General features: G+C 66.4%; 15 protein-coding genes. 7 read left to right on the top strand and 8 right to left on the bottom strand.

Annotated features, from left to right (window positions below):
• Positions 1-213: 213 nt before the first annotated feature.
• Positions 214-1,908, top strand: coding sequence for an ArnT family glycosyltransferase (locus tag ACR9ZJ_RS01630; RefSeq protein ID WP_481286652.1), 1,695 nt, complete (start codon positions 214-216; stop codon positions 1,906-1,908).
• On the opposite strand, the gene ACR9ZJ_RS01625 is transcribed toward ACR9ZJ_RS01630, so the two are convergent.
• Positions 1,898-2,521, bottom strand: coding sequence for a YrbL family protein (locus ACR9ZJ_RS01625; RefSeq protein ID WP_481286651.1), 624 nt, complete (start codon positions 2,519-2,521; stop codon positions 1,898-1,900). The two genes, ACR9ZJ_RS01630 and ACR9ZJ_RS01625, sit on opposite strands and share 11 nt — an antisense overlap.
• Before the next feature lie 79 nt (positions 2,522-2,600).
• Here ACR9ZJ_RS01625 and ACR9ZJ_RS01620 point away from each other — a divergent pair, with 79 nt between their 5' ends.
• Complete coding sequence (locus ACR9ZJ_RS01620; RefSeq protein WP_481286650.1) at positions 2,601-4,580, top strand: LTA synthase family protein; 1,980 nt, start codon at positions 2,601-2,603, stop codon at positions 4,578-4,580.
• A 16-nt stretch (positions 4,581-4,596) separates the two neighbouring features.
• Here the strand turns inward: ACR9ZJ_RS01620 and ACR9ZJ_RS01615 are convergent, their stop codons facing one another.
• The 6 genes from ACR9ZJ_RS01615 to ACR9ZJ_RS01590 form a co-directional block, all read right to left on the bottom strand.
• Positions 4,597-6,210, bottom strand: coding sequence for an ATP-binding cassette domain-containing protein (locus ACR9ZJ_RS01615; RefSeq protein ID WP_481286649.1), 1,614 nt, complete (start codon positions 6,208-6,210; stop codon positions 4,597-4,599).
• A gap of 164 nt (positions 6,211-6,374) precedes the next feature.
• A complete protein-coding gene (locus ACR9ZJ_RS01610) occupies positions 6,375-7,247 on the bottom strand; it encodes a cobalamin-binding protein (protein WP_481286648.1) in 873 nt (290 codons plus the stop codon).
• Positions 7,244-8,032, bottom strand: coding sequence for an ABC transporter ATP-binding protein (locus ACR9ZJ_RS01605; RefSeq protein WP_481286647.1), 789 nt, complete (start codon positions 8,030-8,032; stop codon positions 7,244-7,246). Before ACR9ZJ_RS01605 ends, ACR9ZJ_RS01610 begins: the two co-directional genes overlap by 4 nt.
• A complete protein-coding gene (locus ACR9ZJ_RS01600; protein ID WP_481286646.1) occupies positions 8,029-9,054 on the bottom strand; it encodes a FecCD family ABC transporter permease in 1,026 nt (341 codons plus the stop codon). Before ACR9ZJ_RS01600 ends, ACR9ZJ_RS01605 begins: the two co-directional genes overlap by 4 nt.
• Positions 9,047-10,213: a Fic family protein gene (locus tag ACR9ZJ_RS01595; RefSeq protein ID WP_481286645.1), complete on the bottom strand. Its 1,167-nt coding sequence runs from the start codon at positions 10,211-10,213 to the stop codon at positions 9,047-9,049. Before ACR9ZJ_RS01595 ends, ACR9ZJ_RS01600 begins: the two co-directional genes overlap by 8 nt.
• Before the next feature lie 83 nt (positions 10,214-10,296).
• Complete coding sequence (locus ACR9ZJ_RS01590) at positions 10,297-10,839, bottom strand: cysteine hydrolase family protein (protein ID WP_481281906.1); 543 nt, start codon at positions 10,837-10,839, stop codon at positions 10,297-10,299.
• Positions 10,840-10,945: 106 nt separating this feature from the next.
• Here ACR9ZJ_RS01590 and mgrA point away from each other — a divergent pair, with 106 nt between their 5' ends.
• Both mgrA and ACR9ZJ_RS01580 read left to right on the top strand, forming a co-directional pair.
• Positions 10,946-11,977: an L-glyceraldehyde 3-phosphate reductase gene (gene mgrA, locus ACR9ZJ_RS01585; protein ID WP_481281905.1), complete on the top strand. Its 1,032-nt coding sequence runs from the start codon at positions 10,946-10,948 to the stop codon at positions 11,975-11,977.
• A 281-nt stretch (positions 11,978-12,258) separates the two neighbouring features.
• Positions 12,259-13,506, top strand: coding sequence for an MgtC/SapB family protein (locus ACR9ZJ_RS01580; protein ID WP_481286644.1), 1,248 nt, complete (start codon positions 12,259-12,261; stop codon positions 13,504-13,506).
• Here the strand turns inward: ACR9ZJ_RS01580 and ACR9ZJ_RS01575 are convergent.
• Positions 13,496-14,140 (bottom strand): DUF2238 domain-containing protein, encoded by a 645-nt coding sequence (locus tag ACR9ZJ_RS01575; RefSeq protein WP_481286643.1) that lies wholly within the window; start codon positions 14,138-14,140, stop codon positions 13,496-13,498. The genes ACR9ZJ_RS01580 and ACR9ZJ_RS01575 overlap by 11 nt on opposite strands.
• Before the next feature lie 140 nt (positions 14,141-14,280).
• Here ACR9ZJ_RS01575 and ACR9ZJ_RS01570 point away from each other — a divergent pair, with 140 nt between their 5' ends.
• Genes ACR9ZJ_RS01570 through ACR9ZJ_RS01560 form a run of 3 tightly spaced genes read left to right on the top strand, consistent with a single transcriptional unit; the run spans position 14,281 to position 17,526 of the window.
• Positions 14,281-14,946 (top strand): DUF3348 domain-containing protein, encoded by a 666-nt coding sequence (locus ACR9ZJ_RS01570; RefSeq protein WP_481286662.1) that lies wholly within the window; start codon positions 14,281-14,283, stop codon positions 14,944-14,946.
• A gap of 10 nt (positions 14,947-14,956) precedes the next feature.
• Entirely contained in the window at positions 14,957-16,879 is a 1,923-nt protein-coding gene (locus ACR9ZJ_RS01565) for a DUF802 domain-containing protein (protein WP_481286642.1), read from the top strand.
• Positions 16,876-17,526, top strand: coding sequence for an OmpA family protein (locus ACR9ZJ_RS01560; RefSeq protein WP_481286641.1), 651 nt, complete (start codon positions 16,876-16,878; stop codon positions 17,524-17,526). Before ACR9ZJ_RS01565 ends, ACR9ZJ_RS01560 begins: the two co-directional genes overlap by 4 nt.
• Positions 17,527-17,547 lie beyond the last annotated feature (21 nt).

The following is a 17,547-nucleotide window of genomic DNA, read 5'->3' as shown; positions in this document are numbered from 1 at the left end:
TGACCGCGTTCATGGGCTGGGGATAAGCGCTATATGGTCGCACGGTGGGAAATCGACGCCCGTACGGGCAGGGACGAACGCCGATTTCCGCACCGGCGAACCCTTTAGACGTGCCAGCCCCGGAAAATTGAAATGGATCCCCTAAGCGAACGGTAAGGGTGGCGGGGGGCCCCTTCGGCTACGATGCGCGGGACCGCCTTGCCAGACGTATCCATGCTATCCACCGACGAACGATCCCTTCGCCGCGAGTTCGGCTGGTTCATGCTGATCGCCCTGGCCGTGCTGGCGGCCGGCATCGGCTTGCGCGACCCGTGGCCGCCGGACGAGCCGCGCTTCGCCCTCGTCGCCCGGCAGATGCTCGAATCCGGCCAGTGGCTGTTCCCACACCGGGGCATGGAGCTGTATTCCGACAAGCCGCCCATGCTGATGTGGACGGAGGCGTTCTGGATGTGGCTCACCGGCGGCTGGCGCGGCGGCTTCCTGTTGACCTCGCTTTTCTCCGGTCTCGGCACGCTCGCCCTGGTCTGGCACCTCGGCCGGCGCCTGTGGAACGCGCGCGTGGGCCTGGTGGCGGCCACGCTCGTGCTGGCGACGATGCAGTTCGTCGATGTCGTCAAGCACGCGCAGATCGACCCGCTCAACCTGTTCTGGATCACCCTGGGCAATACCGGCATCCTGCTGCACTGCCTGCGTGGCCCGAACTGGCGCATGTACTGGCTGGGCTGTTTCGCCGCCGGGCTGGGCGTGATCACGAAGGGCGTGGGCGTCATCACCTTGCTGATGCTGGTTCCTTACGCCGTGATGCGCGCGCGGCAATGGCCGGGGGTGATCGTGACCCGCGGCGACGGCTGGCGATGGGCGGGTGGCGCGCTGGCTTTCCTGCTCGCCATCGCGCTGTGGCTGGCACCGATGCTCGCGACGGCCTACGGGCTGCGCACACCCGAGTACCTGGCCTATGTGCACGACATCCTGTTCCGGCAGACCGCCGAGCGCTACGCCAATTCCTGGCAACACGAGGAAAAGCCCTGGTTCTTCCTGCTGGTGATCCTGCGCCAGTGGATTCCCACCTGGCTGCTGGTGCCCTTCCTCGTGCCGCGCTGGCGCGAAGCGTTGCGCTTGCGCGAACCCCGGGTGTGGATGCCGCTGCTGTGGTTCGTGCTGGTGCTGGTGTTCTTCTCGATCCCGCGCGGCAAGCGCGAGATCTACATCCTGCCCGCCCTGCCGATGCTGGCGCTGGCGATGGCGCCTTATGTGGTGGACCTGCTGAAGACGCGCTGGCTGCCCAGGGCCGCCTTCTGGACGACGGTCGCTTGCGCCGCGGTGTTCGGCGGCGCCGGCCTGTGGGCGTTGACGAAGGCGCCGAAGGCGGCGCAACGCATCGCCGAAGGCTACGAGCTGCCGGGCCACGGTCACGACCTCTGGGTCTGCGTGATCGCGGTGGGCGTGGGCTTCCTGGTATCGGCGCTGATTTTCAGGCCTCGGCGCGGCGTCGCCGCCCTGCTCGGCGGCATGGCGCTGGCGTGGATCATCTGGCCGTTGGGCACCTATCCGCTGCTCGATGCCAACCAGTCCACGCGCCAGCTGATGGAAGAGGCGGACGCCGCGATCGGCACCGACGGCCAGCTCGGCCTCGTGGTGTGGCGCGAGGAACTTCTCTACCAGGCCCGGCGACCCGTGGCGGAGTTCGGCTTCGCGCGCGACTCGGCGGTACAGCTGCGCGATGCGCGCGCCTGGCAGGCGGCCGACCCGGCGCATCGCTGGCTGCTCATCAACGAGGAAGCGTTCGACAACTGCATCGCCGCCGACAAGGTCGTGCCGCTGGGCGTGGCGAACCGCTCGCGCTTCGCGCTGCTGCCCGCGGCGGCGTCGAAGCCCGGCTGTGTGCCGTCGCCAGCGGTTACGGAGTAAGCGGCGCCTCGGCCTTCGTCCGCCGCAGCATGCGCTCGTACTTCTTCTTCGTTCGCGAGGCGTTGTGCGCGCGGTTCATCGAGCAGTGCGGGATGATGTTCTTCTCGCCGAAGCCGTCGATCATGACCAGGCGCGGGCCGCCACGGGAATCCTCGCCGTAGACCACGTTCCATGCGTGCAGGTCGGCGGCGATGGTGTTGTGCGAGAGCAGGCGCGCGTAGAACTCGTCCAGTTCCGCCTGGGTTTTCGCCGTGAAGCCTTCCGCCTTTACCCAGTCGTGCAGGGTCGGCGCCAACCGGCCATCGGGCGCGCGCACCTTCTCCACGATCTGGCCGAGCCCGATATCGGTCATCTCCAGGCCGACCACGCGGGCGATGGGCGAGGTGGCGTAGCCGCCGACGTAGATCCCCGTGACGTACTCGCGGAACTCGCGCACGAAATCCTTGTACGGCCCGCTGCGCGCCATGCGGCGATACCACGGCGCCTTGTTCCAGCGCTCCTCGATGGAGCCGCTGGCGATCACCTTGATCAGCAGGTCCGCCTCGCCGGGGTGCTGGTACACCTTGCGGACATGCCCGGTGGCGATCGGCTGGGCCTCGGCCAGTCTGAACATCGTCGATCCTCGTGCGGTGGCCGAAAGGCCGCCGTAAGTTGCTGATGGGACGCACAGTGTAAAGTCTTGGCGCTGTAACATGCGTCCTTCCACGCGTGGCCGCCCGCCGCGCCCCACCCGGATCTCCAACGTGCGCAAGCTCACCTGGCGTTTCATCGTTGCCGCCCTCGTCTTCCTGACGCTCTCGCGCGTGGGGCTGTCGTTGTGGCAGTGGACCCGCGTCCACGATGCCGGCGGCCTCTGGCCGGTGCTGTTCGGCGGCTGGCGCATCGACCTTTCGCTGGTCGCCATGATCGTGGCGTGGCCGGCGCTGCTCTCGCCCTGGCTCGGCCATCGCGCATGGCCCACGCGCATCGCCGCATGGTGGTTGCGCTTCTGGTGGCTGGCCTTCGTGCTGCTGGAAGTATCCACGCCGCAATTCATCGTCGAGTACGACACGCGCCCGAACCGTCTCTACTTCGAGTACCTGACCAGCCCCCACGAAGTGGCGGCCATGCTCTGGCACGGCTACAAGCTATCGGTGGCCGCCGGCCTCGTGGTCTTCGCGCTGATCGGCTGGCTGGGCTTCCGCCTGCTGCCCACGCGCCGGTCGGACCGCGTGCCGATGCGCGGATGGCTGCGTCCCGTGGCAACGGTACTCGCCTTCGCGGTGCTCTTCCTCGCCGGCCGCGGCACGTTGCAGCATCGTCCGCTGAATGCCTCGCAAGTGGCTTTCACCAACGACGCCATGGTCAACACCTTGCCGTTGAACTCGCTCTACAACGTGCTGAACGCGGCCATCGCCCTGGGTAATGAACGCTCGGCGTCGGCGGTGTACGGCAAGATGCCCGAAGACGAGATGCAATCGATCGTGCGCAGGGACGCCGGACTCGAAGGCGCACCGCTCGATCCGCAATACCCGAGCCTGCATCGTCAGCAAGCGACACGCCAGGGCGAGAAGCCACTCAACCTCGTCATCATCCTCGAGGAGAGCCTCGGCGCGCAGTTCGTCGGCAGCCTCGGTGGCGCGGGATACACGCCGGAACTCGACAAGCTGGCGAACGACGGTTGGTGGCTCACCCGCACCTATGCCACCGGTACGCGCAGCGCCCGCGGCCTCGAAGCCGTGACCACCGGCTTCCTGCCCACGCCCGCCGAAGCCGTGTTGAAACTGCCGCGTAGCCAGCGCGATTTCTTCACCCTCGGCGCACTGCTGGATACCTTCGGTTACCACACGCGCTTCCTGTACGGCGGTGAGGCGCACTTCGACAACATGCGCTCGTTCTTCTTCGGCAACGGCTTCAATGAAGTCGTTGACCGCGCCACCTTCGAGACCAAGCCGGCCTTCGTCGGTTCGTGGGGCGCGTCCGACGAAGACATGTTCAACGAGTTGCACCACCGGCTCCTCGACGATGGCGACAAGCCCACCCTCACGGTGGCTTTCTCGGTGTCCAACCATACGCCCTGGGAATATCCCGCCGGCCGTATCCAGCCCGACGGCGATCCGGCAAGCAACGCGAACGCGGTGCGTTACGCCGACTGGTCCATCGGCCGCTTCTTCGAGCGGGCCAAGCAGTCGCCGTACTGGAACCACACGGTGTTCCTGATCGTGGCCGACCACGACGCGCGCGTGTTCGGTGCGAGCCTCGTGCCCGTGCGCCACTTCCACATTCCCGCGTTGATCCTAGGCGCAGGCGTGCCGGTGAAGAAGGACGACCACATCGTCAGCCAGGTGGACCTGGCGCCCACCCTTCTTTCGCTCATCGGCATCAGCAGCGAACACCCGATGCTCGGCGCCGATCTCACCCAGCGTTATCCGGATCGCGCCATCATGCAGTACGGCGACAACTACGGTTACCTGAAGAACGACCGCCTGATCGTGCTGCGCCCCAACCAGCCACCGACGCAGTACCGCTATACCTTGAACGGCGAGTACCGTCCCGACGGCGAGAAGCTGGAGCCACAGCCGGTCGATCCGCAGCTCGAGAAGACCGCGCTGGCGCATGCCTTGTGGCCAAGCTGGGCTTACGGCAAGCAACGCTACCGTTTGCCTGAGAAGGCCGGCGCGACGAAACCATAGTCCGTTGCGCATGGCATCACCACGGCGTTATCCGCCAACCCGCCGGCGTCGGTGAAAGACGGTCGGTGAGCCGGAGGCGATCGAGGAAGACGTCATCGTGCGAGACCACCACGAGCGCGCCTTCGTATTGCTGGAGCATCGTCTCCAACGCTTCGAGCGAGGCGAGATCGAGGTGGTTGCCGGGTTCGTCGAGAAGCAGCAGTCGCGGTGGCGGATCGGCGACGAGCGCCAGCGCGAGTGCGGCCTTGAGGCGCTCACCGCCGCTCAGTCGTGCGGCAGGCACCGCTATCTTGTCCGCATCGAGCCCGAGCAGGGCGAGCCGCAGGCGTAGCGCATCCTCGGTCGCCGTGGGATTCGCTTCCCGCATGTGGTCGATCACGGCGCGGCCCGGGTCCAGCGTCGAAAGCCGCTGGTCCAGCCAGGCCACGGGCACGGGAACATCGACATGCCCGGCCCGTGGCGCGGTTCGTCCGGCGAGTACCTGCAGCAGGGTGGACTTGCCACTGCCATTGGCACCGACGACACCGACACGCTGCCCACCCATGAGGACGAGATCGACGATGCCTGCCGCACCACGCACGAAAGGCAGTTCCACGCGCTCCAGCACGGCCACCCTGCGTCGTGCCACGCGCGTCGCGTTCGGGGCGAGCACGGCGAGCGACACCTCGCTTTCCACGTGCCGCGCCGCTTCGGCGACCCTTTGGGAAAGCGCGTCGCGCGTGGTTTCCTGTTGCCGTTTCAGCTTTCCGGCCGAGCCTTCGCTCCGGCTCTTCTGTCCACCGAGCAAGATGGGCGCCTGATTGGCCCGGCTGGCGTCACGTTGCCCGCGGGCCTGTCGCTGCGCCTGCCTTTCCTGCTGCTCGCGCAGCGCCTGCTCGCCGCGCTTGCGTTCGATCTTGCGTGCATCGAGCATGCGTTCAGCGGCGTGCCGTTCCTCGCGACGTACCTGTTCGTAGAAGGCGTAGTCACCTCCATAGCTACGCAGGCCTCGCGGCGAGAGTTCGACGATGCGTTCCATCTGGCCGAGAAGCCGGCGGTCGTGGCTGACGACCAGGAGGCCACCGGTCCATCCTCGCAACCACTGCATCAGGGCCGCGCGACCGGCGCTGTCCAGATGATTGCTCGGCTCGTCGAGGACCAGGTAGTCGGTGGCCTGCAAGCGTGCCCCGAGCAATGCCACCCTCATGGCTTCGCCTCCGCTCAGCTCACTGGCGAGGCCCAGCGCATCCACGTGGGAGAGACCTTCCGCATCGAGCGCATCACGAAGCTGTTCGCGCACGTTCCATCGATCGCCCACCGCGTCGAAGTCGCGCTGGGCGGTGCTTCCCGCCTCGATCCGTTCCAGCGCGGCGATCGTGTCGCCGACACCGGCAAGCATGGCGACCGATTCGTCCGGATCGTCGGCGATGCGTTGCGCCAGGTAATGGACGGAGCCGACGCGGTTGCAACGTCCTCGTGTCGGTTCCTGCCGTCCGGCGAGGATGCGCGCAAGCACGCTCTTGCCCACGCCGTTACCGCCGACGAGGCCGGTGCGGCGGTCGTCGAACGATTCATGGAGGTCGGAGAAAAGCGTCCTTCCGTCAGGAAGGACATAAGTGACGCCATCGAGCGTCAGGAAGGTCGTCGTCATGCGCCATCTCGTTCATGCCATCGGCTTCCCGCGGTGGGGAAGATCGAAACTCCCCCTTGGGGGCAACGGCATTACTTGCGCATTGGACTGACGCCTGGATGGAAAGGAAATGGAATCTTACCGGTCGACCCGGGGCGAGGACCAGTCGCCGCGAACGGACAGGATCAGCGCGCCGCCCTCGTACGAGCCTCGTCCAGGGCACGACAGAGGGTGGCCACCCCGGACAGGATCGAGGGAGAGGGCAGGGCCAGGGTCGGCGCGTCGATCACGAAGACATTGTCGTGCTTCACCGCGGCGAGGAAAGTCGAAGCCTTCCAGCCGTTCAACGATTCTCCTTCACCGCCGCCGCTGATGATCGCATCGGGGTTGCGCGCCAGGACCGCTTCGCGACCGACCGTCGGCGCGGGCTGGTCGAGGTCGGCGAAGATATTGTCGCCACCACAAAGGACGAGGGCATCGTCGATGATCTGTGCGCGACCGATCGTCATCAGCGGCCGGTTCCAGACCTGGAAGAATACCTTCAGGCGCTTCTTGCCGGCATAGGCGGTTCGTAGCCGGTCGAGTTCGGCTTCGAAGGCGTCGGCGTCGCGGTCGGCGGCGGCTTCCGTGCCGGCGAGCTTGCCAAGCCGGCGCGTGGTGGATGCCACCTCGGCGAGCCGTGTCGTTTCCGAGTAGAACACCGGTATCCCCAGGCGCGTGAGTTTCTCCACCTGCGCCACCGAGTTACCGCTTTTCCACACCACGACGACATCGGGCTTCAGGCCCACGATGCGCTCCAGGTCGATCATGGTCGCGTCGCCGACCACCGGAACCTTCTTCGCCGCCGCGGGATAGTCGCTGAATCGCGACGTGCCGACGACATAGGCACCCGCGCCGGCTGCGAACAGGGCGTCGGTGATGTTGGGCGCCAGGCTGACGATGCGATGGGCCGGAGCGGGTAGCGTCACGCTCCGGCCGGCATCATCGATGACGGTGACCGACGCCGTGGCGGTGGCGGTGCCCAAGAGCAGCCCGACGAAGGTGATGAGTCGCATCATCGGGACGGTCCGTTGAGGCGTCCGGCGCGGAAGAACAGTTCATCGCCGAGCGTGACGCCATGGATGGGATGGTGGAAGGCGGCGCTGAGGTGCTCGCTGGTGACGACATCGTCCTTGAGGCCGGCCAGGGCGGCGCCCCGGCCATCCAACAGCACGGCGTGCGTCGCATGCTGGAAGGCGAGATTGATGTCGTGGACCGTATAGATCACGGACTTGTCCTGTTCGGAGGCGGCACGCATCAGCTCGTGCAAGGTCTTCATCTGGTGGTGCAGGTCGAGTGAGGACAGTGGCTCGTCGAGCAGCATGATATCCACGTCCTGGGTGAACAACGTGGCGATGTTCACCCGCTGGCGCTCGCCGCCGGACAGCGTGGTGATGTCGCGCTCCGCCAACGCATCCAGTTCGAAGGTGCGCAATGCGTTCTCCGCGTGTCCGGTGTCTTCGTCGCCCCAGGCCCAGAACGGCAGGCGGGGGTGGCGGGCCGACATCACGGCTTCCATGACCGTGAGGCTGAAGGCGTCCACGATCGTTTGCGGGAGGAAACCGCGCCGGCGTGCGATCTCGATCGGGTGATACGAGGCGACATCACGGCCTCCGAGCACCACCCGGCCACCATCGGGCGCACGCAGGCCCGCCAGTGTGCGCAGCAGGGTGGACTTGCCCGCGCCGTTCGGGCCGAGCACGCACCAGACCTGGCCCGGCGCGATACGCATGTCCAGCTTGCCGACGAGCGAGCGTCCACGCATCGATACGGCCAGCGATTCGGCGACCAGTTCGATGCTCATCGCCGCCGCACCAGCAGGAACATGAAGGTAGGCACGCCGATGATCGCCATCACCGCGCCGACGGGTAGCTGGATGGGATCGGCGACGATGCGCGAGATCGTATCGGCCACGACCACCACCATGCCGCCACAGATCGCGCAGGCCGGCAGCAGCACGCGCTGGTCGTTACCGACGATCCGGCGCAGCGCATGCGGTACCACCAGCCCGACGAAACCGACGGTACCCGCCGTGGTCACGGCCACGGCCGTGGCCAGCGACGCGATGGCGAAGATCGCCGACTTCACGGCGTTCGGCCGAACGCCCAGGGCGCTGGCCGATTCCTCGCCACGCATCAGCAGGTTGAGTTGGCGTCCCAGGGGAGCGACCAGGAGCACGCAAGCGAGCAGCGTCACGGCCGGCAGCGACGCGTTGGCCACGCCACTGAGGTCGCCCATCATCCAGAACAGCATGCCGCGCAGGTTCTTGTCCGGTGCCAACACCAACATCATGCTGACGATGGCGCCCAGGCCGGAGGCCAGCATCACGCCGATCAGGATCAGGTCGGTGGAGTCTTCGCGCTGCGCGGCACGAGCGCGGGAAAGCAGGTCGCGATGGGCGAGCACGAACACGGCGACGCACGCCAGGAGGGCTCCCGACGCCGCGCCGAGGGTGGTCGCCAGCGCGCCGGCCCCGGCCAGCATGGCGCCGAGCGCACCCACGGCGGCGCCACCGGAAAGGCCGAGCGTATAGGGATCGGCCAAGGGATTGCGCACGAGGATCTGCATGAGGCAGCCGGAGACGGCCAACAGCCCACCTACCCCATAGGCGGCCACCGCGCGCGGAATACGAAGCTCCCAGACGATGGCATGCATCGGTGTCTCCGCGGGCGACACCAGCGCCTGCCATGACGCGGCGATGGTGGAATCGCCGCCGCCGATGAGCACCGATCCGAACAGCACCGCCAGTCCGCAGGCGAGCAATGCCAACCAGAGCCGGAGAGCGGAGAGGAAGGTCGTCATGCGGGGTGCGGAGGACTCACGCATCGGACCGCCCCGTGTCCGCGACGCCCGTGCCAGGCCATGCGATGCGGTAACGCGTGCTGCGGCCTCCGCCGGGCAGGCGCACGATCATGCCCTTGTCGAGCAGGTCGCCCAGGTGACGCGTCGCGGTGGCCTTGGAGACTTTCGCGACGGCCTGGTACTGCGAGGCGCTGATGCCTTGCGGGAATCCTCGGTCCCCTCCGTCGAGCAGGCGATCGAGCACTTTCATCTGTTCCGCCGAAAGCTCGTGTGTACGGTGCTCACGCCAGAAGCGGGTCTTGTCCATCACGCGGTCGATATGGGCCAGTGCCTGTTCGAGGCTTCGCAGCAACGTTCGCAGGAACCATTCGAGCCACGACGTGATGTCCAGGCCGGCGCGCTGGCTTGCTTCCAGCACGTCGTAGTAGCCCCCGCGATCGTCGAGGATGCTGGTGGCCATCGTGTAGAAGCGGATGGCCTGGTGTTCCGCTTGCGCAAGCGCCAGATCCGTGAGCGCCCGGGTCATCCGCCCGTTCCCGTCGTCGAAGGGGTGCAGCGTCACGAACCAGAGGTGGGCGATGCCGGCGCGAAGCAGGGGATCGAGCGTGGCGTTTTCGCGACTGGCCGAAAACCAGTCAAGGAAGGCATCGACCTGATTTTCCAGCCCGGATCGGGGCGGCGCCTGGAAATGGACACGAGGCTCGTCCATCCGGCCGGAAACCACTTGCATCGGTTCGTCGCCACGCAACTCCCCGATGCGAATGCGCAGGGGCAGGACGTTTTCATCTGTGGGAAAGAGAAAAGTGTGCCAGTGCAGCAGGCGAGGGAGATCGAGGGGCGCGCGGTAGTTCCTCGTGGCGTCCAGCATGAGTTCGGCCATGCCCTCGCTGCGCGCACTCCGCCGGCCGGAAACCTCATTATCGAGGCCGAGGCGGCGCGCAAGCGACGAACGCACCGATCCGACGTCGAGATCCTCCCCCTCGATGGCGGATGAGGCCACGATGTTCTGTAGCAAGGCATCGAGTTCGGTGCCCGCTTCCAGATCCGCTTCCACTGCGCCGGCAGCACCCAGCAAGCGCCCCTGGGCGAGTTGGCAGGCGCGCAGGAGAGGGGCGACAGCCTCTTCTTGCCAGCGGAAAGCCGGCCAGTCCGAGCGCTGCCAAATCCAGGTTGGGTCGTTCATACCGCTGTCGTGAGCCGATAAACCGAGCCATTCGGCTCATTTCGTGAGCCGAATATACGCCCTATTCGGCTCACGACCAAGGCTCACTCGACAGGGAAGCGTATCTCCGCCGCCGCTTTCACCCTCGCGCGGGGGCCGAAGCTGCTGATATTGCTGAGTGTACGGTTGTGATGGGCAATGATCTGGGCGGCGGTGAGCACCCCGTTGTCGAGGGTCGAGTGCGCGTCCCCGGCGAGCGTGACGGGAAAGCCCAGGGCCAAGGCGCGCCGCACCGTCGTGTCGACGCAGAAATCCGTCTGTAGCCCGCAGACGACGAGGTCGGTGACTTCCAGCCGTTCCAGTACCTCGCTCAATTCCGTCCGATGGAAGGCGTCCGGCGTGGCCTTGCGCACGCGGATATCGCCATCGGCCGCCGCGAGCCCCTGGGCCAGTTGCCAACCGTCGCCGCCGAACACCAGCGAGCCTTCGTCTTCTTCGTGCTGGACGAAGATCACGCTGGCGCCGCCGATCTTCGCGTTGGCGATCAGCACGTTGATGCGTTTGAGCACGTCCTTGATGTCGAACGCTTCTTCCTCGCCGGAACAGAGCGCTTGCTGCATGTCGATGACGAGCAGGGCCGTGGTCATGTGTGCGCTTCACCCGTCTTTCGAAGATGCCGCACAGTCTGCACCTATATCCGCTTCAACGGAACGACGCGTAACATTCGGGTCTTCATTTGATGGAGCCTCGTCCGTGCCCTACCAAGCCGCATCGAATCGTTACGACAACCTCATGCCTTATCGCCGTTGCGGTCGGAGTGGCATCGACCTGCCCGCCATCTCGCTGGGCCTTTGGCAGAACTTCGGTGGCGCCGACGTCTTCGAGACCGGCCGAGCCATCCTGCGCCGCGCGTTCGATCGAGGCGTGACCCATTTCGACCTCGCGAACAACTACGGCCCGCCGTACGGGTCGGCGGAAGAGAATTTCGGCCGGGTGATGGCGAGCGACTTCGCGCCCCATCGCGACGAAATGATCATCTCCACCAAGGCCGGCTGGGACATGTGGCCGGGCCCCTACGGCGGCATCGGCGGCAGTCGGAAGTACCTCGTCGCCAGTCTCGACCAGTCGCTCAAGCGCATGGGCCTGGACTATGTCGATATCTTCTATTCGCATCGCGTCGATCCCACCACGCCCCTGGAAGAGACGATGGGGACGTTGGCGCACCTGCACCGCCAGGGCAAGGCGCTGTATGTGGGCATTTCCAGTTACTCGCCGGAACTCACGCGCAAGGCGGCCGCCATCCTGGCCGAGGAGCGCGTGCCCTTGTTCATCCACCAGCCCAACTACTCGATGTTCAACCGCTGGATCGAAGGTGGCCTGCTCGACACGCTGGAAGCATTGGGCACCGGTTGCATCGCCTTTTCGCCCCTGGCCCAGGGCTTGCTGACGTCGAAATACCTGAAGGGCATTCCCGCCGATGCGCGCGCCACCCGCGAGGGCTCGCTCGGCAAGGACCAGCTCAGCGAGGCGAACCTCGGGCGCATCCGTGCGCTCAACGCCATCGCCGAACGCCGTGGACAGACGCTGGCCCAGATGGCGATCGCCTGGTCGTTGCGCGACCCGCGCGTGACGTCCTCGCTGATCGGCGCGCGCACGGTCGAGCAACTCGACAATTCACTGGATGCCGTGAAAGGCCTGGATTTCACGGCCGCGGAGCTGGCCGAGATCGACGTATACGCGACCGACGGCGGCACGGACCTCTGGCGCGAGTCGGCGAAACTCTAGCGCAGTCCGGGGAATCGCTTTCCCGGCATTCCATGGCGCGCGGATTGGCGTAGTCTTCCATCCACAGCACGCCGTGCGACGGCGATCCCAACGAAGGAGGCGATATGAGCAAGGGTATGGATTCGAAGAAGAGCGACAAGAAGAAGCCGGCCAAGACGATGAAGGAAAAGAAAGCCGCCAAGGACGAGAAGAAGAAGAGCCTCAAGTAGCGGCCTGACACCGGGTCGCCGCGTCCCGTTGGGGGGAGGAACGATGAGCCCTGTCGCAAAGGAACCGGCCGCATGATGTCCATGGATATCGGTGCGGCCATTTACGGCATGGGTGCCGCGTTGATCGTCGGCTTGCTGGTCGGCCTGGAGCGCGAGCGCGCCAAGGGTGAGGGGCCGGAGCGCGAGCCCGCGGGTATCCGTACGTTCGCGTTGCTCGGCATTTGCGGAGCTGTCGCCACCCTTCTCGGCGCGGTGGCCATCGCCGTTGCCGGACTCGCGATCGGCACGATGATGTTCGCCTCCTACCGCCGTACCCGCGATAGCGACCCGGGCCTGACCACCGAGATCGCCATGCTGGCGACCTTCCTGCTCGGTGCCCTCGCGATGTCGTCGCCGCCGATGGCGTGCGGCGTGGGTGCCGCCGTGGCCATCGTTCTCGCCAGCAAGCGTCGTCTCCACCACATCAGCAGGCACCTGATCAGCGCGCAGGATCTGCACGACCTCCTGCTGCTGGCGGGAGCGACTTTCATCGTGCTTCCCCTGTTGCCGGACCGTACGCTCGACCCCTGGCATGCGCTCAACCCATATCGCCTGTGGCTCCTGGTGGTCGCGGTGATGGCGGTTTCGGCCGTCGGCTACGTCATGTTGCGGGCGCTCGGCTCACGCTCGGCGGTCGCGTTTGCCGGGCTGGCGGGCGGTTTCGTGTCGAGCACGGCCACGATCGTGGCCATGGGCGATCGGGCACGCGCCACCCCGGAGGTGGTCGCGGCGGCAGCCAGCGGAGGAGTGGCGTCGAACGTCGCCACGTTCGCGCAGTTGGCGGTGGTCGTCGGCATGCTCTCTCCGCCTCTGCTTGCCCATCTGGCCCTGCCGCTGGCGGTGGCGGGAGGCGTTGCCATCGGCATGGCCCTCCTGCTCGGCTTTCGCTCCAATGCATCGCCTTCCGACACCGCGGCCTTCGCCGGCAAGCGTCCGTTCGAGCCGCTGTCCGCCATTCGTTTCATGCTCATGTTTGCCGGCATCATCTTGTTGGCGGCCATCGTTCGGGATCATCTGGGAAGTACCTCGATACCCTGGGTGCTGGCGATGTCGGGTATCGCCGATGTCCATGCGGCCGCGGCGTCGGCCGCGCAAATGGTTTCGTCCGGTGAAGCCGCGATCGAGACGGGCGAGCAGGGCGTATTGGCGGCGCTGGTGGCGAATACCCTGCTCAAATGCGCGCTCGCGGTGCTCCGTGGAGGTCGTGGGTATGCGCTGCGCCTGGTGCCGTGCGTGCTCGCCGCCACGGCGGCCTTCACGATCGTGCTCGCTATCGATTGACCGACGGCCCGGCTTCGATGGGGAGCCGTCGTGTCACGCCGAGGAACACCATGGTCACGATGCTGCCCAGCGACGCCAGCAGCATGTCCTGCTGCGCGTCCCACACATCGCCTTGGGTACCCAGGTATTCCTGGCCCAGGCCATCGCCGAACGCGGTGGCCGCGGCCCATTCGATCAGTTCATAGATCAAGGCGTGGGACATGATGAACGTGACCGGCAGGATCCAGCGCCATATGCCCTGCGGCGGTGCCCGCCGCGCGAAGAGTTCGACGGCCGCGGGAGTGACCAGCAATCCATAGGAGAAATGGACGAGGCGGTCGAAGTGATTGCGCGTCAGGCCGAGGAGCCCGTTCAGGGTCACGCCGAAGACCCCGGCGAACCACTCGTCGTAGGGAACGTTCGAATACGTGTAGTGCGCCCCGATCTCGTGCAGGGCCAGGAACACGAAGAGCGACACACAGGTGGCGTTGGAGAAATGCAGCCGGCGGTAGCCCACGACCAGCAGCGGCAGGGCTATCGCGACGACGGCGTTCTCGAGGAGCCAGTTCGCCCAGAGGGCCGGCCTGATGGCCGAAATCGCGATAACGAGGATCGAGCCCGCCAGCAGGGCGGATGGGACGCGGCCGCGGTTCATGGCGTGCAAATCAGCTTCCCCATCCGAGGTATCCATGACGTCGTCGCGTGGGATCTACGATATCCGAGGCAAGAGGTGAAATAAAAGAGTAAAATCAGCCTCTTTTGACCAGCAGAACCGTGCATTCTTCCCAACGGACGATGGTCCGGGGACCGACGTTCATCCGCCTGCTCGCCCGGCTCACGGACGTCGAGACCCCTCCATCCAGCCAATCGCTGTCGGACCGGTTGAGCCAATGGCTCGAGTGGACCCACGCCATCGCCCTCTCCACGGCTCTCGATGGCACGCCATCGGCGCCGGCCGGGGACGTGCCGGCTTTTGGCGGTGCGCAGGAGGATGAGTGCGCGCGCGCCCGGGCATCCCTGGTGAACGCCATCATGGGGGCGCGCGAACTGGCTCTTTCCGGCGATCGCGAAACCGGGCGGGGCGTCGGCGTGGACGAGACAGCCGACTACACGCTGTTCCGTCAACGCTACCTGGCCCTGCAAAGGTCGATGCAGGCCACCACGGGCCAGTTGCGGGGCCGCCTGCGGGACATGCTCGTGGCGACATCGCCCGCGCTGGCCCGGTTGGCGGAGGTCGACGCGGTGATGGAACTCGCACTCAGCCCGCGCGAGCAAAAATTGCTGGGTGCCGTGCCCGCCGTGCTCGGGAGGCACTTCGATCGTCTCCGCCAGCGGGAACAGGCGGGGGCGGGCGCATGGATGGACGTATTCCGAAAGGATATGCGGAGCGTCTTGCTCGCCGAACTGGATGTTCGTTTTCAACCGGTCGACGGCCTGCTTGCAGCGCTGCGCGCCAGCTAATTGGGTAGTCATGTTCAGAAATCTTCTTTACTTCGCCGTGTTCCTCATCGGTCTCGCGGCCATCGGCTGGATCGGCATCGGCTATGTCGGCTCGAACCCGCTGGGTGCCGCGGTCGCGGGGCTGATCGGTGCCTGTTACCTCGTCGGCGCCGTCGAATTGCACCGTTATCGCCAGGCCACGCGGTCGCTGCGGCTGGCGGTGGCCGATCTGGCCGCGCCGCCGCCGAGCCTGGCGGCCTGGCTCGAACCCTTGCACGCGAGCCTGCGGAACGCGGTGCGCCTGCGCATCGAAGGCGCGCGCGCGGCCATGCCCGCGCCGGCATTGACGCCTTACCTGGTCGGGTTGCTGGTCTTGCTGGGCATGCTGGGCACGCTGCTGGGCATGATGGCGACGCTGAGGGGAACCGGCATCGCGCTGGAAAGCGCGACGGACTTGCAGGCGATCCGTGGCTCGCTCGCGGCGCCGGTGAAGGGTCTTGGCTTCGCCTTCGGCACGTCGATCGCGGGCGTGGCCAGTTCCGCGATGCTCGGGCTGCTCTCGGCCTTGTGCAGGCGCGAACGGCTCGAGGCGGTACAGCTGCTCGACATGAAGATCGCCACGACCCTGCGCATCCACTCCCAGGCGCACCAGCGTGAGGAAGCCTTCAGGCTTCTGCAACAGCAGGCCGAGTCGATGCCCGTCCTGGTCGACCGCCTGCAAGCGATGATGGCGGCTATCGAAAAGAACAGTCTCGCCGCCAGCGATCGCCAGCTCGCGAACCAGGAAGCATTCCACGCCTCGACCGATGCGATGTACGCGCGCCTCGCGTCATCGGTCGAGGCATCGTTGAAGGACAGTGTCTCCGAAAGCGCGCGCGCGGCGAGCGCGACGCTCCAGCCGGTCATCGACGCCACCATGGCCGGGCTCGCGCGTGAAGCGGCATCGTTGCACGACACCGTGACGAAGGCCGTGCAGCGGCACCTCGACGGCCTTACAGCGGGCCTCCAGGCATCCACGGCGACCGTCGCCAGCCTCTGGAACGATGCCCTGGCGGAGCAACGCCGTGCGAACGAGACCGTGGCGAACGATCTGAGCGGCTCGCTGGAAGCGTTCACCCAGACTTTCGAAGAGCGTTCGACGAACCTCGTGGAAACGCTCTCGACGCGTTTCGAGGCCGCTTCGCATGGGGCGGCCGCGGTGTTCGAGCGGCATGCCACGTCCCTCGTCGAAACCGTTCGCCAATCCCATGCGGGCCTGCAGGACGTCCTGGCATCGCGCGACGAAGAACGGCTCGCGTTGTGGACCGATACGCTCGCCCGCGCCGCCGGCGACATCACGGCACAGACCAAGGCGGATGCCAGCGCCACCATCGCCGAGATTTCACGCCTCGTGGAAACCGCTTCCGAGGCACCCAGGGTTGCCGCTGAAGTCGTCGCCGAACTGCGACAGAAACTCTCCGACAGCATGGTGCGCGATACGGCGATGCTCGACGAGCGCAGCCGTTTGCTGGCGACGCTGGAAACCCTGCTCGATGCCGTGAACCACGCGTCGACCGAGCAACGTGCCGCCGTGGATGCGCTGGTGGCGACGTCGGCCGACCTGCTGGAGCGTGTAGGTACGCGATTCACCGACCAGATCGAAGCCGAGACCGGCAAGCTGGCTTCGGTCGCCGCACAGGTCACCGGCGGCGCCGTCGAGGTGGCCGGCCTGGCCGAAGCATTCGGCGCGGGTGTCGAGTCGTTCGGCAAGTCCAACGAGGCCTTGATGGAACGCCTCGAACAGATCGCCATCGCATTGGACAATTCGCTCGTGCGCAGCGACGAACAACTGGCGTACTACGTGGCGCAGGCAAGGGAAGTCGTCGATCTCAGCGTGCTCTCGCAAAAGCAGATCCTGGACGACATGCAGCGGCTCGCCGCGCAGCGCATGCCGGCCATGGACGAAACGGCATGAGTGACGACGTCGAGTTCGAATCGGAATCGGCCGCACCGATCTGGGCCGCGTTCGGCGACCTGATGTCGGTGCTGCTGGGCGCCTTCGTGTTGATCCTCGTGGGCGTGATCGGCATGCAGCTGCAACTCTCGATCCGCCTGGATGAAGAGGTCAAGCAGCGACAGGCCGAAGCGCAGCGCCGCATGACGCTCGAACAGGCCTTGGCGGTGCCGCTCGCGGCGGGCCGCGTGACCCTCGTCGACGGGCGCATCGGCATTCGCGGCAGCGTGTTGTTCGCGCTGAACTCCGACCAGCTCCAGCCCGAAGGGCGCGAGCTCCTGAAGAGCCTTGCGGCGCCGCTCACCCAATACCTCGCCTCGCGAAACGAGGTGCTCATGGTCAGTGGCTTCACCGATGACCAGCCGGTGCGCGACAGCAACAGGCACTTCGCCGATAACTGGGAGTTGTCCGCGCAACGTGCCCTTACGGTAACGCGTGCGCTGATCGCCGAGGGGGTTCCCGCGCCGTCCGTGTTCGCCGCCGCGTTCGGTTCCGAACAGCCTGTGAGCACGAACGCCAGCGAGGACGGCCGTGCGAAAAACCGGCGCGTGGAGATAGCACCGATTCCGAAACCGTCGACGGCCACCGTGGCGTCCCATGGACCGTAGTGCGTCGCGCGCTCGCGGTCC

It is taken from the genome of Luteibacter sp. KNZ12-1A, from assembly GCF_056755675.1.
The sequence above is the reverse complement of the archived record's forward strand: the minus strand, read 5'-3'. Positions and strand labels throughout refer to the sequence as shown.

Excerpts from the sequence above, each read along its gene's own strand:
- ACR9ZJ_RS01630 (WP_481286652.1), top strand. The coding sequence starts at position 214 with ATGCTATCCACCGACGAACGATCCCTTCGCCGCGAGTTCGGCTGGTTC.
- ACR9ZJ_RS01625 (WP_481286651.1), bottom strand. The coding sequence starts at position 2,521 with ATGTTCAGACTGGCCGAGGCCCAGCCGATCGCCACCGGGCATGTCCGC.
- ACR9ZJ_RS01620 (WP_481286650.1), top strand. The coding sequence starts at position 2,601 with ATGCGTCCTTCCACGCGTGGCCGCCCGCCGCGCCCCACCCGGATCTCC.
- ACR9ZJ_RS01615 (WP_481286649.1), bottom strand. The coding sequence starts at position 6,210 with ATGACGACGACCTTCCTGACGCTCGATGGCGTCACTTATGTCCTTCCT.
- ACR9ZJ_RS01610 (WP_481286648.1), bottom strand. The coding sequence starts at position 7,247 with ATGATGCGACTCATCACCTTCGTCGGGCTGCTCTTGGGCACCGCCACC.
- ACR9ZJ_RS01605 (WP_481286647.1), bottom strand. The coding sequence starts at position 8,032 with ATGAGCATCGAACTGGTCGCCGAATCGCTGGCCGTATCGATGCGTGGA.
- ACR9ZJ_RS01600 (WP_481286646.1), bottom strand. The coding sequence starts at position 9,054 with ATGCGTGAGTCCTCCGCACCCCGCATGACGACCTTCCTCTCCGCTCTC.
- ACR9ZJ_RS01595 (WP_481286645.1), bottom strand. The coding sequence starts at position 10,213 with ATGAACGACCCAACCTGGATTTGGCAGCGCTCGGACTGGCCGGCTTTC.
- ACR9ZJ_RS01590 (WP_481281906.1), bottom strand. The coding sequence starts at position 10,839 with ATGACCACGGCCCTGCTCGTCATCGACATGCAGCAAGCGCTCTGTTCC.
- ACR9ZJ_RS01580 (WP_481286644.1), top strand. The coding sequence starts at position 12,259 with ATGATGTCCATGGATATCGGTGCGGCCATTTACGGCATGGGTGCCGCG.
- ACR9ZJ_RS01575 (WP_481286643.1), bottom strand. The coding sequence starts at position 14,140 with ATGAACCGCGGCCGCGTCCCATCCGCCCTGCTGGCGGGCTCGATCCTC.
- ACR9ZJ_RS01570 (WP_481286662.1), top strand. The coding sequence starts at position 14,281 with ATGGTCCGGGGACCGACGTTCATCCGCCTGCTCGCCCGGCTCACGGAC.
- ACR9ZJ_RS01565 (WP_481286642.1), top strand. The coding sequence starts at position 14,957 with ATGTTCAGAAATCTTCTTTACTTCGCCGTGTTCCTCATCGGTCTCGCG.
- ACR9ZJ_RS01560 (WP_481286641.1), top strand. The coding sequence starts at position 16,876 with ATGAGTGACGACGTCGAGTTCGAATCGGAATCGGCCGCACCGATCTGG.